The 13,727-nt window shown below is 67.5% G+C and carries 15 protein-coding genes, 1 tRNA gene and 1 pseudogene; 7 read left to right on the top strand and 10 right to left on the bottom strand.

Annotated elements, in window-relative coordinates; translation table 11 throughout:
• Positions 1-69: 69 nt before the first annotated feature.
• From mhpA to ON27_RS00220, 5 genes are read right to left on the bottom strand one after another with little or no spacing between them, the layout of a single operon-like run.
• Complete coding sequence (gene mhpA, locus ON27_RS00240) at positions 70-1,590, bottom strand: bifunctional 3-(3-hydroxy-phenyl)propionate/3-hydroxycinnamic acid hydroxylase MhpA (RefSeq protein WP_043717436.1); 1,521 nt, start codon at positions 1,588-1,590, stop codon at positions 70-72.
• The gene (locus tag ON27_RS00235; RefSeq protein WP_043717434.1) at positions 1,587-1,943 is read right to left on the bottom strand and encodes a DoxX family protein; all 357 of its coding nucleotides are present in this window, start codon (positions 1,941-1,943) and stop codon (positions 1,587-1,589) included. Before ON27_RS00235 ends, mhpA begins: the two co-directional genes overlap by 4 nt.
• On the bottom strand, positions 1,940-3,826 hold the full coding sequence (locus ON27_RS00230) for an acyl-CoA synthetase (RefSeq protein ID WP_043717432.1): 1,887 nt from the start codon (positions 3,824-3,826) through the stop codon (positions 1,940-1,942). The genes ON27_RS00235 and ON27_RS00230 overlap by 4 nt, the downstream gene beginning before the upstream one ends.
• Positions 3,823-4,758: a fumarylacetoacetate hydrolase family protein gene (locus ON27_RS00225; protein WP_043717429.1), complete on the bottom strand. Its 936-nt coding sequence runs from the start codon at positions 4,756-4,758 to the stop codon at positions 3,823-3,825. Before ON27_RS00225 ends, ON27_RS00230 begins: the two co-directional genes overlap by 4 nt.
• Entirely contained in the window at positions 4,755-5,888 is a 1,134-nt protein-coding gene (locus ON27_RS00220; RefSeq protein WP_043717426.1) for a VOC family protein, read from the bottom strand. The genes ON27_RS00225 and ON27_RS00220 overlap by 4 nt, the downstream gene beginning before the upstream one ends.
• Positions 5,889-6,021: 133 nt before the next feature.
• Here ON27_RS00220 and ON27_RS00215 point away from each other — a divergent pair, with 133 nt between their 5' ends.
• The 3 genes from ON27_RS00215 (at position 6,022) to ON27_RS00205 (ending at position 7,807) form a co-directional block, all read left to right on the top strand.
• Positions 6,022-6,678, top strand: coding sequence for a TetR/AcrR family transcriptional regulator (locus ON27_RS00215; RefSeq protein WP_043717424.1), 657 nt, complete (start codon positions 6,022-6,024; stop codon positions 6,676-6,678).
• A 139-nt stretch (positions 6,679-6,817) separates the two neighbouring features.
• Positions 6,818-6,890: transfer RNA gene (locus ON27_RS00210), tRNA-Ala, on the top strand.
• A gap of 275 nt (positions 6,891-7,165) precedes the next feature.
• Positions 7,166-7,807, top strand: coding sequence for a hypothetical protein (locus ON27_RS00205; protein WP_043717421.1), 642 nt, complete (start codon positions 7,166-7,168; stop codon positions 7,805-7,807).
• Positions 7,808-7,837: 30 nt separating this feature from the next.
• On the opposite strand, the gene ON27_RS00200 is transcribed toward ON27_RS00205, so the two are convergent.
• On the bottom strand, positions 7,838-8,296 hold the full coding sequence (locus ON27_RS00200) for a hypothetical protein (protein WP_043717419.1): 459 nt from the start codon (positions 8,294-8,296) through the stop codon (positions 7,838-7,840).
• Between the two features lie 191 nt (positions 8,297-8,487).
• On the opposite strand from ON27_RS00200, the gene ON27_RS00195 reads away from it, so the two are divergent.
• Both ON27_RS00195 and ON27_RS00185 read left to right on the top strand, forming a co-directional pair.
• Positions 8,488-8,673 (top strand): DUF2795 domain-containing protein, encoded by a 186-nt coding sequence (locus ON27_RS00195; protein ID WP_043717490.1) that lies wholly within the window; start codon positions 8,488-8,490, stop codon positions 8,671-8,673.
• Positions 8,674-9,201: 528 nt separating this feature from the next.
• Positions 9,202-10,725, top strand: coding sequence for an FAD-dependent monooxygenase (locus tag ON27_RS00185; RefSeq protein WP_043717415.1), 1,524 nt, complete (start codon positions 9,202-9,204; stop codon positions 10,723-10,725).
• A 134-nt stretch (positions 10,726-10,859) separates the two neighbouring features.
• On the opposite strand, the gene ON27_RS42610 is transcribed toward ON27_RS00185, so the two are convergent.
• Positions 10,860-11,021: a hypothetical protein gene (locus tag ON27_RS42610; RefSeq protein WP_157227051.1), complete on the bottom strand. Its 162-nt coding sequence runs from the start codon at positions 11,019-11,021 to the stop codon at positions 10,860-10,862.
• Between the two features lie 504 nt (positions 11,022-11,525).
• Between ON27_RS42610 and ON27_RS39580 the strand changes: the two genes are divergently transcribed.
• Positions 11,526-12,311 carry a hypothetical protein gene (locus tag ON27_RS39580; RefSeq protein WP_169334477.1) on the top strand — a complete coding sequence of 262 codons (786 nt, stop codon included), beginning with the start codon at positions 11,526-11,528 and terminating at the stop codon, positions 12,309-12,311.
• 79 nt (positions 12,312-12,390) lie between these two features.
• Here ON27_RS39580 and ON27_RS45565 read toward each other — a convergent pair whose 3' ends face one another.
• The 3 genes and pseudogenes from ON27_RS45565 to ON27_RS45555 all read right to left on the bottom strand — a co-directional run.
• The gene (locus ON27_RS45565; RefSeq protein ID WP_306306934.1) at positions 12,391-12,597 is read right to left on the bottom strand and encodes an ATP dependent DNA ligase; all 207 of its coding nucleotides are present in this window, start codon (positions 12,595-12,597) and stop codon (positions 12,391-12,393) included.
• Positions 12,590-13,063: an ATP-dependent DNA ligase gene (locus ON27_RS45560; protein WP_306306933.1), complete on the bottom strand. Its 474-nt coding sequence runs from the start codon at positions 13,061-13,063 to the stop codon at positions 12,590-12,592. The genes ON27_RS45565 and ON27_RS45560 overlap by 8 nt, the downstream gene beginning before the upstream one ends.
• Positions 13,064-13,169: 106 nt before the next feature.
• Positions 13,170-13,262: pseudogene (locus tag ON27_RS45555) on the bottom strand (hypothetical protein); the annotation flags it as partial.
• A gap of 148 nt (positions 13,263-13,410) precedes the next feature.
• On the opposite strand from ON27_RS45555, the gene ON27_RS00170 reads away from it, so the two are divergent.
• On the top strand, positions 13,411-13,593 hold the full coding sequence (locus tag ON27_RS00170; RefSeq protein WP_043717412.1) for a hypothetical protein: 183 nt from the start codon (positions 13,411-13,413) through the stop codon (positions 13,591-13,593).
• Positions 13,594-13,727: the final 134 nt, after the last annotated feature.

The following is a 13,727-nucleotide window of genomic DNA, read 5'->3' as shown; positions in this document are numbered from 1 at the left end:
GCTCGTCCCTGCCGCTGAGGGCGGTATCGCGGGCGGCACACGAGTGCACCCAAATGAACATTTCGTCAGTTACGTTTCGGCCGTCGATCCGCGAAGGAATCGCGGCAGGGCCGCGCAGAGCGCCGGCAAGTCGCGGGCGGCGCACTGCACGATGCCGTCGGGCCGCACGAGAACCGCACGGTGCCCGCCCCGGCGCACCCAACGCCCCAGTTCGTCCGCCGGACCGACGACGACCAGCACTCCGCCGTGGTCGTCGACCCGGGCGCGCTGCGCGGATGTCGGTTCGATCGTGGTGACGATCGCGTACCGGCCCGCGACGACATCGTCGTAGCGTCGGCCGTCCTCCAGCACCGCGTTGGGAACGAGGTGGCCCGCGCGGCCGCGCCCGGGACGCCGTCTCGCGACCAGTTCGGACCGGCGCAGCGGCGGCGTCCGGCCGCTGGTCACCAGGGCATGGAAGCCGGGCAGCCGACGCAACTGTGGCGCGAGCAGGCGGCGCAGGAGATTGCCCAGTTCACCGCCTTCGGTCATGGCCATCCCGGTGAGCTTGGCCAGCTGTATCATGGTCCGCGCGTGTGGTTTTCGTTCGGTCTGGTAGGAGTCCAGCACCCGCTCCGGCAAGGCTCCGGCGAGGACTCCGGCGAGCTTCCAGGTGAGGTTGGCCGCGTCGCGCAGTCCGGCGCCCATCCCCTGACCGATGAAGGGCGGGGTGAGGTGGGCCGCGTCGCCCAGCAGGAAGATCCGGCCGGCCTGCCAGCGTTCGGCGAGCTGGGCGCGGAAGGTGTACTCGGCCACGCGCAGCAGTCGCAGTTCCGTGGCCGCGACGTCCCCGGTCCACGGGCGGATCAGGTCGTGGAGCAGGCCGATCCCGTCGTAGTCCGCCGCGACCTCACCGGGACGCAGCCGGAACTCCCAGCGGTGCCGGGTTGCGCCGATGCGCATGTAGGTCGCGGCGCGGTCCGGATCGCAGACTTGATGTACGCCTTCCCACTCCCCGAGTTCGGCCGTCGTCGCGACGTCGACGACCAGCCACCGCTGCTCGAAGTTCAGCTCACGCATCCGCGCGCCGATGGCGGCGCGAACCAGGCTGTTGGCGCCGTCGCAGCCAAGCACGTAGCGCGCACGCGCCGACTCCGCCGCGCCGGTGGTCCGGTCGGTGAATTCGACTCGGACACAGTCTTTTTCCGCGGTTACCGCGGTGACTTCGACGTCGCCGCGAAGGGTCACCTCCGCATGGCGCCGCACTGCGCCCCGCAGGATTGCCTCCAGTTCCGGTTGGTCGAACATGTTCGCGTCCGGGTGCCCGTTGCGGCCGCCTGCCGGATCGCGGTGGAATTCGGCCAACACGCGCAGGTTTCGGTCGAGCAGGCGCAGGCCCAACGCCGGCCGGGAGATGGCGTCGAACTCGTCGCCCACGCCCAGCGTCGCCAACAGCCTGCGTATTTCGCCGTCCAAGTGCACCGCGCGCGGTTGCGGGTAGACGTCAGCCCAGCGCTCCAGCACCAGCGACTCGACACCGTATCGGGCGAGCAGCAGGGCCGCTGTGAGCCCGGTCGGCCCGGCGCCGACGATCACCACCGGAAAGTTCATCCGGCGGCTCCGAGCTGGGTCACGAGATACGCCACGGTGACCACGCAGCTCACCATCGCGGGAGCGAACTCACGTACGCCGTCGCCGGTGCGCACGTGCACGACGACGGCCCCGATCAGCAACAGCAACAGGCCGATCCCCGCTACCACTCCGAGCTGCCTGCACCAGACGCCGAGCAACAGGCCGAGGGCACCGGCCAGCTCGGCGCAGCCGATCGCCCGGTAGGCCGCGACGGTGTAGCCCACGTGCGCCGCCCGTTCCCGCATCGACGGCGCCGCAAGCGCCTTCGCCGCACCGATCGCCGCGAAGAACACCGCCGAGACCAGGGCGAGCACGACCGATGCGATGGTCATCGACGCACCCCGATCTTCCAGTCGATCGCGTACCGGCCCAGAACCGCCGCTACGGCGGTCTCGTCGGCGGTCTCGTCGAGTTCGACAGTGGCGACGACGGCGCCGTCCTCGATTGTGGCCGCGACGGCGCGTACCCCTGCGGTCGCACCGAGTGCGTCGAGGAGTTCGCGGCGCGTGGCGTCGGCGCGCAGCCCGAGCTTGTAGGGCTTGCCCACATCGGTGACCGGCAGCGCGTCGAGCACGGTGACCGTCTTCGGTGCGGCGGCACGCTCCGGCACCCGAGCACTCGCCCACTCGAGCAATTCCGTTTCCCCGACGGCAGCGCCCGCCGCGAGAGTGACATAGGCGACCGGCACCTCCCCCGCATGGACGTCGGGGCGGCCCACCGCGCCCGCCGCGGTCACTTGCGGGTGGGCCAGCAGAGCGTCCTCGACCAGCGCCGGATCGATATTGTGGCCGCCGCGAATGATCAGATCCTTCGCGCGACCGTGCAGATGGATGAAGCCGTCGGCGTCGATATGGGCGAGATCGCCGGTGTCGAGCCAGCCGTCGACCAGTGTGCCCATGCCGTCGAGCGCATAACCCTGCCGGGCGCGGCCGGTCACGTAGCCGGCGAACACCGTGGGGCCGCTGATCGTCAGCACGCCGGTCTCGCCGGTGGGCAGTTCGGCCCGAGTGCCGTCCGGACCAATTCGGACCACCTTCACCTGCTGGTAGGCCATACGCTGGCCGACCGACCCCGGACGCGGCAGGTCAGGGAAGCTGCGCGCGCTGGCACAAGTCGCCTCGGTGAGGCCGTAGCCCTCGACCAGCGTGATCCCCGTGTGCTTCTCGAAGCCCTCCCGCACCGCGGGCGGCAGCGGCGAGGCGCCCACCATCGCGTAGCGCAGACTGCTGATATCCGCGTCGACCGGGCATTGCGCGAGCACCGCGTAGACGGTGGGCACCGCGCTCATGGCGGCGAGCCGATAGTGCTCGACGATCTTCCAGAATTCGCCGTAGATCGCCAGGTCCCGATAGCCGAGCGGTCCGGCCCATACCACCGGCTGTCCCTTGAACAACGGTGCGAGCAGGGTGACGACCAGCGCGTTGACGTGGAACAGCGGCAGGGCCGCGAACACCACCGCGTCGCCGTCGAGCAGGGAGTTCGCGGCGATCATCCAAGCGTTGGCGACTTCGTTGGCATGGGTGTGCGCCGCCAGCTTCGGCACGCCGGTGGTGCCGCCGGTGTGGAACAAGGCGGCGAGGTCCCGCGCCAGCGGCGGCGTCCCGGCGAAGGCGGCCGCGTCGTGCACCGCGGCCAGCTCGTCGAGATAGCCGACGCGCACGCCATCGATGGGTTCCAGCGGCTCCGGCTCGGCCACGCCGGTCGGGCGCAGCGCGAGCACCGCGTCCACCATGCCGTCGGCGGCCATGGCTCGGGCGGTAGCCCACACAGCAGCGGACAGTTCGGGTCCGGCGGCGACGAGAACGCGGGCCCCGGTGCGCTGGAGCAGTTCGGCGATGTGCCGCCTGGACAGTGCGCCGTTGATCGGGGCGGCGACCCCGGCGAGCTGCGCGGCGAGTGTCGCCGGGATCAGTTCGGCGCAGTTGGGTGCGATCAGGGCCACCGCGTCGGTGCGGCGCACGCCGATTTCGTGCAGCAGGTTCGCGTACCGGTGGACATCGGCGAGCAGCTGTGCATAAGTGCGCCGCAGCGGTTCTCGCCACCGGGCGGCTTCCGGGAGCACGGTGACGGCGGTGCGGTCCGGCCAGGATTGCGCCGCCCGCGTCAGCAGGGTGTAGGTCGATTCCGGCAGGCCGCGCTCGGCCAGCGGCACGGATTCGATCTCGGGCAGGTCGGCCGGTTCGGCGTAGCGGGGCCACAGCGGGTGCTCGGTCACCGGTACCTCACCGTGGTGCGCTGGCGGCCCAGATCGATGGCGCCGTCGTCGGTGGACACCGTTGCCTCGATGACGTCTGCGTCGTGCAGGTATTTCGGATTCTTCGCCTGGCTTCTGAAGAACATCTTCCATTTCGTCGCGGGCGGCAGCAGCGAGCCGATGATCTCGACCGGTTTGGGCGGCGCACTGATCGCCGTGCCGACGGGAGTTCCGGTGAGCAGCAGGTCGCCGGCGTCCATGCGCTGGAAACCGGTCAACACACGCAGGGTCTCCAGCGGCCGGTAGATCATGTCGGCGACGGTCATGTCCTGTCGCAACCCGCCATTGACCCACAACCGCAGCCGCAGATCGGTGAACCGCTTCAGCTCGTCGGCCTCCAGCAGCACCAGCGCCGGCCCGACCGGTGTGAACGTCGGATACGACTTCGCCTCGTAGAACTGACTTTTCGGCAATTGGACATCGCGGGCGGAGATATCGTTGGTCACGACCAGCCCGGCGATATAGTCCGCGAGGTTCGCTTCGGTGATCTCGGAGCCGACCGGCATTTCGCGACCGAACACCAGCCCGATCTCCACTTCGTAATCCAGCAGCCGCACATGCGGCGGCCGGACGACGTCGTCGTGCGGCCCGCTGATCGAACCGGATGCCTTGCGGAAGAACGTCAGCGGCACCGTGGCCGGGTCACCGCCGGAGTCCCGCACGTGCGAGGCGAAGTTCGTCATCTGTGCCACCACCCGGCACGGTGCGGTCACCGGAGACACCAGCGCCAGGCTCTGCACCGGCACCACCTCGGTACTCGCGGTCGCCGCGCGAATCGCCTGCCGGTCGGCCAGCAGTTGCCCGGTGGTGCTGGCGGCGGTATCGATCCGGGCGGCGCCCGCAGGTGTAGTCACCCACCAGGCGTCGGAGGTACGCAGAACAGAAATGCTCATGAGCTGGCTACTTTCCATAGGCCGCGCAGGCGGCGGAGGTCGAATTCGTTGTCCTCGCGCAGCGCGTCGACCATCGCCGCCAGCTCGCGAAGGGATTCCCGGCCCGGTTTGAGGCCGAGGAAGTCTTTGCTGGCCGGTGGCCCCCACTGCGCCAGCCCCGAGGCGGTGAACGGAGCCCAGCCGGGTTCCACCGTGCAGTCGAACATGTCGCCGTCGCTGAAATGCTCGACCAGCAACCCGTCCGGATCACGCCAGTAGTCGAAGATCTGGCTGCCCTGGATGTGTCTGCCGATCCCCCACGACCGGTAGTAACCGTGATCGCGCAGGTACTCCCCGCCCGCGGCCAGTGCGTCCAGATCGGCGACTTGATAGGCCGAATGCACGTATCGGTTCACCGGCCCGAGCACCAACGCCAGCGTGTGGTGATCGGCGGGTGTCTTGCCGCGATCGCAGCGGATGAAACTCATCACCGGGCCGCGCTCACGCTGCCCCGGGTAATAGAGGAAGTCGCTGACTATCAGGCCCAGGTGCCGCAGATACCAGTCCAGCGTTTCGCGGTACCTGGTGGTCTGCACCACCACATGCCCGAGCCGCTGCACCCGCGCCGGCACGCGAGGCGGCCGCTGCGTCCGGTTCACGCGGGCGAGTTCGTGCCCGAAGTTCAACGGGTGCGGCGATTGCGCGGGCAGGGCCGGCAATGTGTGAGTGTCGGCGACAACCCGCACCCGCAATCCGCTCGGGTCGGTCAAATCGACCGTCGATCCACCCAGGGACTCGGGCAAGTTCATCACCGTGCCGCTTCCGGCGTGGGCCAGCCGGAGCAGGTCGGCGGTGTCCGCCGCGCGGAAAGCAGGGCCGAGGAACCGCGAGCGCACGCCCTGGCGAATCACCACGCACGGCGCGGCGGGGTCCGCACCCCGTAGATGCAGCTCGTCGGCCGTGCGCAGTGAAGTCGAGAAACCGAACGCGTGCGCGAATATCTCGGCGCGCGCCAGATCCGGCTTCTCGAACTCCAGCCACGCCAGATCGTGCACCTTCACGATCGGATCGTGCGCTCGCCCCGGATGCTCGCCCGCCGCCGCGCCGTGTTCGCTGTGCAATCCGGTGTGCGGGTCGTGCTGGTCGGTCATCGACCGCTCCCTTCTTTCACTGACGATATCGTCACATAAGACGAATCATTCAGTCAAGCATCACTGATGAATTCGTCATGTCTGAATTGCGGCGCTACGATGGTCCGGGCCACCGACAGGGAGAGGAGCGGGCATGACCGAGCAGACCAGCACGGAACCCAACCGCTTGCAGCGCCGCAAGGCCCGTACCCGCGCCGCCCTCGTGAGCGCGGCCCAGTCGTTCATCGCGACCGGGAAAGCGAACGCGCCGATCCTGGAGATCACCCAGGCTGCCGACGTCGGCATGGGGTCGTTCTACAACCACTTCCACAGCCGCGAAGAGCTGTTGCAGGCCGCGGTCGAGGAGGCGCTCGACCAGCACGGCGCGGTACTCGACCGCCTCTGCGCGGACATCGACGACCCGGCGCACGTCTTCGCGCAGAGCTTCCGGCTCACCGGACGCATGCACCGGCGAGTCCCGACTCTGAGCAAGGTGCTGCTCAACAACGGGCTGACGCTCACCGCCTCGCGGAAAGGTCTCGCACCTCGCGCTCGTCGCGATATCGAAGCCGCCGCACGCGCGGGCCGGTTCCAGACGCGCGACGCGGAGCTGGCCATGACGATCGTGGCGGGGGCAGCTCTGTGCCTCGGGCAATTACTGCACGACCACCCGGAGCGCGACGACGCGGCCGCCACCGATCAGGTCACCGAGGACCTGCTGCACATGTTCGGCCTTTCCGCCGACGAGGCGCGCGAAATCTGCTCACTTCCCCTGCCATCCCTTGACGCGGTGTCGGGCGACGCCGCCTGACCAGGTGCGGCGAAGACCACCTGCATCTGGGCGGCACGGCCTTCATCCCGGCCGCCGCACCCAGCCGTTTTGACCATGTCAGCGACGAGAAGGTACCGTTTTCCAGGCGTCTGTACGCACAGCCGTGATCAACGGTGCCGGGGCCTTAGCTCAATTGGCAGAGCACTGCCTTTGCAAGGCAGGGGTTAGGGGTTCGATTCCCCTAGGCTCCACAAATCAAAGGCGAGTGCCTGTAAGGGGCACTCGCCTTTTGTCTGCCGAAGTTCCGAAGCAGAGTGAAACAGTTTCGTTGGTCAGCTCTCCGGCTCCTGCTACATCGCACCTGCACTGACGTCGTCCAACCGTTCTACTCGGGGCGGCGTCGTGCCCGACGAATCCGGGCCGAGCCTCGAGCGGAAGGTGGGGTGCCCGACCTGCGCTGTTCGTGCGTATCGCGGTGGACAAAGGGTAGGCGGTAATAGCACCTACTCCGATGAATGGAGGCGTCATGAGGGACGTTGACGATAGTGCTTACGCGGACCACGGCAGTCCGCTTCCGATTCCGCGTAGCCGGGGAGCCGTCGGCGGGCTCGCGGTGCTGCTGCTGGGCGCCTGGGGTGCGCTGATCCCCTTCCTGGGGCCATACTTCGACTTCGCGTTCACTCCGGACGAGCCATGGGTGTGGACCGCGGCGCGCGGATGGCTCCAGGTATTGCCCGGCGTCGCCGCGATCATCGGCGGATTGCTCATGTTGGCAAGCCGCAACCGGATCGTCGCGAGCTTCGGCGCGTGGCTGGCGGTGGCGGCGGGCGTATGGTTCGTGACCGGGCCGCTGCTGGCCGGCCCGCTGGGCATAGGGGACGTCGGCGAACCGGTCGCAACGTCCGATTGGAAACGCGCGCTGCTCCAGCTGGCCTACTTCTACGGTCTCGGCGCGCTGATCTTGTTCTTCGCCGCGAGTTCGCTCGGCCGTTTGTCAGTGCGCAGCGCACGCGATATCGCCTTCGCGCGACGCGAGGTAGACGCCAGAGCCGCTATCGAAGCGGACCGTGTGCGCGGCACGGCCGGCACGCCAGGATCTGACGAACCCACCTGGGCCGATTCGGCGGCTCGGCCGCGGCCGAACAAGCGCGGGCTGCGTCGCGGCTGAGATCAACCCGTCGTGCCCACACCAGCCGAGCTATCCGCCGAACCCCACCAGGCCCGAGGCGAGATCGGGGACATCGAGCACCTCCAGCGCCTGCTGACGAACGTCGGGGCAGGTTTGCGTGGTGACGGTGTCGACGATGGTCTTGTCCTTGATCACGTCGTCGGTGAGTTCGTTGCGGGCCGCCCAGTTCTGCACGGTGCCGTTGAAGCTGACCTTCGCGACCGTCGAACCTTGGTCACGCCAATTGTCGAGTTCGGGCTGAATCATGTCGCACAACTGCCGAGCGGCTTCGGACGTGATTTCGGCACCCGCCGTTGGCGAGGTCGTGGGAGAGGTAGCCGGCTCTGTGGTGCCGGGCAGGGTGGTCATCATCGTGGTGTCCGGTGCGGTTTCGGTGCCGTCATCGTCGCAACCGACGAGGCTGATTCCGGCAGCCATTGCACTCGCGACGAACACCGAGCGGGCCACTCGATTCCGGTTTACCGCCATGTCATCTCCTTCGGTAGCCAGTGAATCCGTCTCTGCGAGGATGCCCAGGCGGGCGCCGTCCGAACAGCGAGCGGTCAAAGTGCTCTCGACAGGTTTCGGCGCGCGCCTGAGTGTTGCCGTGGGTTTGCGCTGTCCGGGTGGTGGTACTGCGCCGATATCCGTTGCCTCGGATCGTCGAAAAGGAGGAGAAGATGAGCCAGATCAGTCCCATCCAGGTGCAGAAGTACCTGTCCGGCGTCGACTATCCGTGTGATCGCGACGGAATTCTGTCCGCCGCCAAGGGCAACGGTGCGGACAAGGATGTCCTCGATGCGCTCGAAGCGATACCCGACCGGACCTACGACGGCCCGAACGCAGTCAGTCAAGCCGTCTCGTAGACCGCGCCTCCGGATCGGTTACGCCGACCTCGCGAGCGACGCGAAGATCACCAGCGACGATGGCGCGTGGTGACCGGCGGAGGCGCTCGCCGGGCACCGAATCCACGCCGGTCCCGTGCGGTCACGAAGCGGGGACCCACCGGGCCGGTCTGCCCGCTTTCCACCAGCCGGTCACCGTCGCCGAGGCGGCCGATCCCGGGGCGATGGCCGCGCGCCTCGCTGGACACCGACCGGTGTGGAAGCCGGCCCCCCGCACGGGCGGGTCGCTGGGACTCACCGATCCCGAACACCGGGTCGCGTTCGGTTTCGTACCGAACCTGCCCCGTGACGCCCTCGACGGAGACTCCCACGCCCACGACTCCTGGCAGCCGTCTACGACTCACTGTGACCCGCATCAGTCTTTCTTCACGGAGCCGATGAATTCTTTCCGTTCTCAACATATCGCGCACCAGGGGGCTTGCTGCAAGACCCGGGTCATGCCGCAGAATCATCGGCCCGAGCCAGAAACTGCGCGAATTGGAGTAACGAGTGACGGATACCGATGTGATCATCGTGGGCGCCGGACCGACCGGTCTGATGCTGGCCGGTGAACTGTGCCTGGCCGGAGTGCGGCCGCTGGTGCTGGAGCGGCATCCGCAGCCCCGTGACACTCCGAAGGCCAGCGGTCTCGGTGGGCGGATCCTGCACTTGCTGCGCTACCGAGGTCTGCTGGATCGATTCGAGGCGGCCAGCAGCGACCGCGACCTGGCTCCCCGCTTTCCGTTCGGCAATATCTATCTGGACTTCACGCATCTGACAGATCCCCCGATGCGGGCGTTGCCGATCCCGCAGCTGGAAATCGAGCGACTGCTGGACGAACGCGCACGTGAACTCGGCGCCGAGATCCGTCGCGGACACGAGGTGGTCGGGGTGCGCCAGGACGACGCCGCGGTGACCGCGGACGTGCGCGGGCCGGAGGGAACGTACCGGGTGACCGCCCGGTACCTGGTGGGCTGCGACGGCGGGCGCAGCCGGATCCGCGACATGGCCGGAATCGAGTTCCACGGCACGACATATGCAGAGGTCAACAGGCTTGCCCAAGTCGCCGTGCACGATTCGGTAACCGTGCTCGACAACGGCGACATCGACGTCCCCGGGCTGGGCACGATCCGTGCCGGTTTCACGCGGACAGACAGCGGTGTGTTCGCGTTCGCGGCCGGCCCCGGGGCGATGTTCCTTCAAACCACCGAAGACGAGTCCGCCGAATACGACGACGACGAGCCGCTGACTCTCACCGAGCTCGGCGACAGCATTCGCCGCGTGCTCGGCGCGGATCTGCCATTGGGAGAACCGACTCGACTGACCCGCTATACCTTCAAGGACCGGCAGGCGGAGCGATACCGGGACGGGAGGATCCTGCTGGCCGGCGATGCGGCCCATCTGTTCCCCGCCACAGGTACGGCGCTCAATGTCGGCATGCTCGACACGGTCAATCTCGCTTGGAAGCTGGGCGCCGACATCCACGGCTGGGCGCCGGCCGGTCTGCTGGACACCTATCACGACGAACGCCACTTCGCCGGTGCACGGGCGCGGCTACAGACCCGAGCTCAGGTGGCACTGCGGCGCGGACATGACCCGGCCGCCGAAGCGCTTCGGCAAGTCTTCCAGGAATTGCTCGCCGACGAGCCGGCCTTGCGCCGTATGGGCGCCCTCGTCGGCCACACCGACATTCGCTATCCGATGCCGGGTTCCGACCACTCCTTGGCCGGGGCGTTCGCACCCGACCTCACCTTGCACACCGACCAGGGGATCACCAGCGTCGCGGAACTCATACAGACCGCGCGGCCCCTCCTGCTCGACCTCGCCGACCGTCAAGACCTCCGCGAGATCGCCCTAGGCTGGCGGCATCGGATAGATGTCCACACCGCCAAAAACGACAACAGACCAGCCGATGCCCTGCTGATCCGGCCCGACGCCCACGTCGCTTGGGCCGCCACCCTCGATGAACCCGCCGAAACCGCCGCGCTCGCGCTGCGCGGAGCGCTCTCCTCCTGGTTCGGCGCACCGCAGTGAAGACGATGTGTACGAAATCCGCTACGGCACCCCACGCGGGGCCGAAACACGTTGATGTGAGCTGAGGCTGCCCAGGGAAAGCGTCCGCCGCAGCAGCCTGAGCGGCGGATGCTTCCAGTGCTGGAGATTGTCAGTCAATGTGGTGAGATCGCGAGCGCCGCGATGTGCTCTGGAGATACCTCGGTAGCCGAGACGCCTGCGCTGTTCTGCCGCAGTATCTCCATGATCCGCTCGCGGTGGTCGTGAGCGTCACGTTCGGCCTCGGCGGCTCGCGCGTTGTCGACGTGACTTCGCATCGCTGTGAGCAATGAACTACAGGTTGATGGGTGGGCCTAGGAGGACTTGAACCTCCGCACCCCCCGAACGCCGAAACTGCTGGTCAAGGCTTCGAAACGTGGCTCTGCCAGCGGGTTTGAACCTCATCCCACGGCGTTTGGATACGTTTCGATACGTAAACATACACGTTCTTGGTGACGCCGTCACCAGGCGAAACGATGGCCCGGGATTGCGGGTCGGTGACCGCGTCACCGGGTATCTCCCGCGTCTCTTAGGTAGCGATTGCCCTGCGAAGGCGGGCCTCTCAGCGGTGGCAGACATCCTTCCTGCCCCGATCTGGTCGGGTCCAGCCGACTGAGTGACCCCGCTGCTCAGCCGGAACAGCTCGCCGTTGGCGCCCCCGCCCAGGTTCGCTCCAACGGCCGCCCACCCGAGACTGGTTTCCGTTTCTGCGCCTGGTCAAGCAGAGGCGCAACGGCACGGGAAGTCGGTTCCGCGCTGATGAGTGCGGACTGCGGCTGGCCATGAGACGGGAATTGACTCATCAGCATGAATGGAAGGACTCGTCGGTGAAGAAGCTCGTGATTAGCTCTCGACAGCAGGTCGCCGAGGGTGTTGGATACCCCACAGAGCTGTCGTTGCAGGTACCAGCACCACAGACTCGCCGCTACAGCGCAACGGCTTGGGAGGGGGTTCCGCGTATGGACGTCGATCTGACGTGTCCGCACTGCCACCAACTCGACTTGGTGCAGAGTGTGCCCGCCTTGAAAGCCGACGGCGTCTCGACCAGCTTCGGCACGAACGTCTACTCCGGCGTTGGAGTCGCCTCGACTGGCTTGGTGCCGGTGTTCGGCACTGCCACTGTCGAACGGACGCACACCACCGCACTCGCCCACAGCCTTGCCCGCGAGCCTTCCCGTACCCCTGCTGGGTGGCTGACCTTCTTCGCCTTGGTGCTGCTCGTACCGGCGATGTCAGGGATCGTTCCGGCGGTCGATGGCATCGTCCATCCTGTTCCCGGGGTCTCGCACGTGGTTGCCGCCCTCGCCATGGTGATGTTTCTCGGGGGGTTGGCGGCGCCTGGCGCTGTCCTGCTCACTGTCGCTGTGTGCCGTATTCGCCGCAACGGTAGAATCATTCGGGGACGTCGTGACGCGCATGCGGTGTGGCAGGCCGGTTTCTACTGCCATCGGTGCGGTGTGGCGTTTTGGCCCCAGTCTCCGGCACCGGGTGTTCCCGCTCGCCAGGCATTCGCCCCGCAGCACTTCCGCTGGTTGGTGTGGAATGCCGGTGGCTACGCCAACGCCTGACCTCCGGGGCTCGCCAACGGTCGCGTCCCAGAACCGGCAGCCAGCCACGACAGCTTCAGATCTGAAGGATGCGAACGTCTCAGGTCGGTAGCCGGACCTCGGTGGGGTCGATCTCGGCGCGCAATCCTCGCCAGCTCGGATGCCGCAACGCCCCGACGAACTCCCGGTACTCGACCGTGCCCACCAGCTGTGGTGTCACCCAGCGCGCCGCCGTCACCCGCCATGATCGAGCGGGCCGGTCGAACGGACTGTCGGGCGCGGCCAAGGCGGTCAGTCGCTCAAGCAACGCGCGGCGAGCTGCCCGGGTGAAACGTGCCGACATGCCCGACGTAGACGAGCCGGCCAGACTCGTCGTAAGCACCAAGAATCAGCGAGCCAAGCGCTTCACCCTCACCGCCGCTGCTACCGGGCACCCAGCCTGCGACGATCACCTCCGTCGTCTGCCGGATCGCCGTCTTCAACCACAACCGCGAGCGCGTACCCGGCCAGTACACCGAGTCCAGACGCTTACCGACCACACCTTCCAGGCCATGAGAGGCGGCCGTGTCCAGCATCGTGTCGACCGCGATATCGGTCCAGTACGGCGGGACACGAACACCCGCACCGCCGAGAGCGAGGTCGCCCAGGCGGGCGCGCCGGTCGACATAAGGCAGAGCCATGGTGTCGGCCTCGTCGAGTTCGAGCAGGTCGAACACGAACAGCTGCACCGGCACCGCCTCGACCAGGTCCCGGGTGGGCCGGGTCAGGTGCATGCGCTGCTGCAACCGTGGGAACGACGGCGCGCCGGTGGCCGGGTCGGGGGGCGACGATCTCTCCATCGAGGATCATGTCGGTGCCTTGGGCGCACTCCGCGAGCGCGGCGCTGAGTTCCGGGTAGGACGCGGTGACGTTGTTGCGGTTGCGGCTGTACAGCTCCACCCGCGTGCGCGTCACGCGGCAAACCGCAAGCATCCCATCCCACTTCATCTCGATCGCCCAACGGCCTGGCGCATCGGGAGGCCGACCAGGCGTCGCCAGCATCGGGGCAGGCACGGACACACCAATCAGCATATCTGTGGCAAATATCGACTCGGTGGGATTGTTCGCTAGTCTCCGACTCGTGCAGTTCGAGGAAAACTCCCTGATCCACCTGGTCGCTGGTGGGATGAGTGTGTTCCGCATCGTTGAGATCAGCGTCGACGGTGACCCGACCAAGGCACTCGTTCAAGCCGTGGATGACTCCCCCGGAACCTACCCGTGGACGACTGATCTGACTCACGCTGTGCCCGCCGGACAGCCCTAGCCGCGCAAGGGCCATTCGCGCATCAGATCCGCCGTCGATGTCTTCTGTCTACTACCGGCCTGCTCCGCCGCTCGTGCCGCGCGATGCTCAGGTGAGTCCGGCGACTTCTTGGGCGATGGCCGCGAGCCGGGTTT

This window comes from Nocardia asiatica NBRC 100129 (assembly GCF_000308415.1).
GTDB classification, from domain to species: domain Bacteria; phylum Actinomycetota; class Actinomycetes; order Mycobacteriales; family Mycobacteriaceae; genus Nocardia; species Nocardia asiatica.
The sequence above is the reverse complement of the archived record's forward strand: the minus strand, read 5'-3'. Positions and strand labels throughout refer to the sequence as shown.

Excerpts from the sequence above, each read along its gene's own strand:
- ON27_RS00205 (WP_043717421.1), top strand. The coding sequence starts at position 7,166 with ATGAGGGACGTTGACGATAGTGCTTACGCGGACCACGGCAGTCCGCTT.
- ON27_RS00215 (WP_043717424.1), top strand. The coding sequence starts at position 6,022 with ATGACCGAGCAGACCAGCACGGAACCCAACCGCTTGCAGCGCCGCAAG.
- ON27_RS45560 (WP_306306933.1), bottom strand. The coding sequence starts at position 13,063 with ATGCACCTGACCCGGCCCACCCGGGACCTGGTCGAGGCGGTGCCGGTG.
- mhpA (WP_043717436.1), bottom strand. The coding sequence starts at position 1,590 with ATGAACTTTCCGGTGGTGATCGTCGGCGCCGGGCCGACCGGGCTCACA.
- ON27_RS39580 (WP_169334477.1), top strand. The coding sequence starts at position 11,526 with ATGAGACGGGAATTGACTCATCAGCATGAATGGAAGGACTCGTCGGTG.
- ON27_RS42610 (WP_157227051.1), bottom strand. The coding sequence starts at position 11,021 with ATGCGAAGTCACGTCGACAACGCGCGAGCCGCCGAGGCCGAACGTGAC.
- ON27_RS00235 (WP_043717434.1), bottom strand. The coding sequence starts at position 1,943 with ATGACCATCGCATCGGTCGTGCTCGCCCTGGTCTCGGCGGTGTTCTTC.
- ON27_RS00200 (WP_043717419.1), bottom strand. The coding sequence starts at position 8,296 with ATGGCGGTAAACCGGAATCGAGTGGCCCGCTCGGTGTTCGTCGCGAGT.
- ON27_RS00195 (WP_043717490.1), top strand. The coding sequence starts at position 8,488 with ATGAGCCAGATCAGTCCCATCCAGGTGCAGAAGTACCTGTCCGGCGTC.
- ON27_RS00225 (WP_043717429.1), bottom strand. The coding sequence starts at position 4,758 with ATGAGCATTTCTGTTCTGCGTACCTCCGACGCCTGGTGGGTGACTACA.
- ON27_RS00220 (WP_043717426.1), bottom strand. The coding sequence starts at position 5,888 with ATGACCGACCAGCACGACCCGCACACCGGATTGCACAGCGAACACGGC.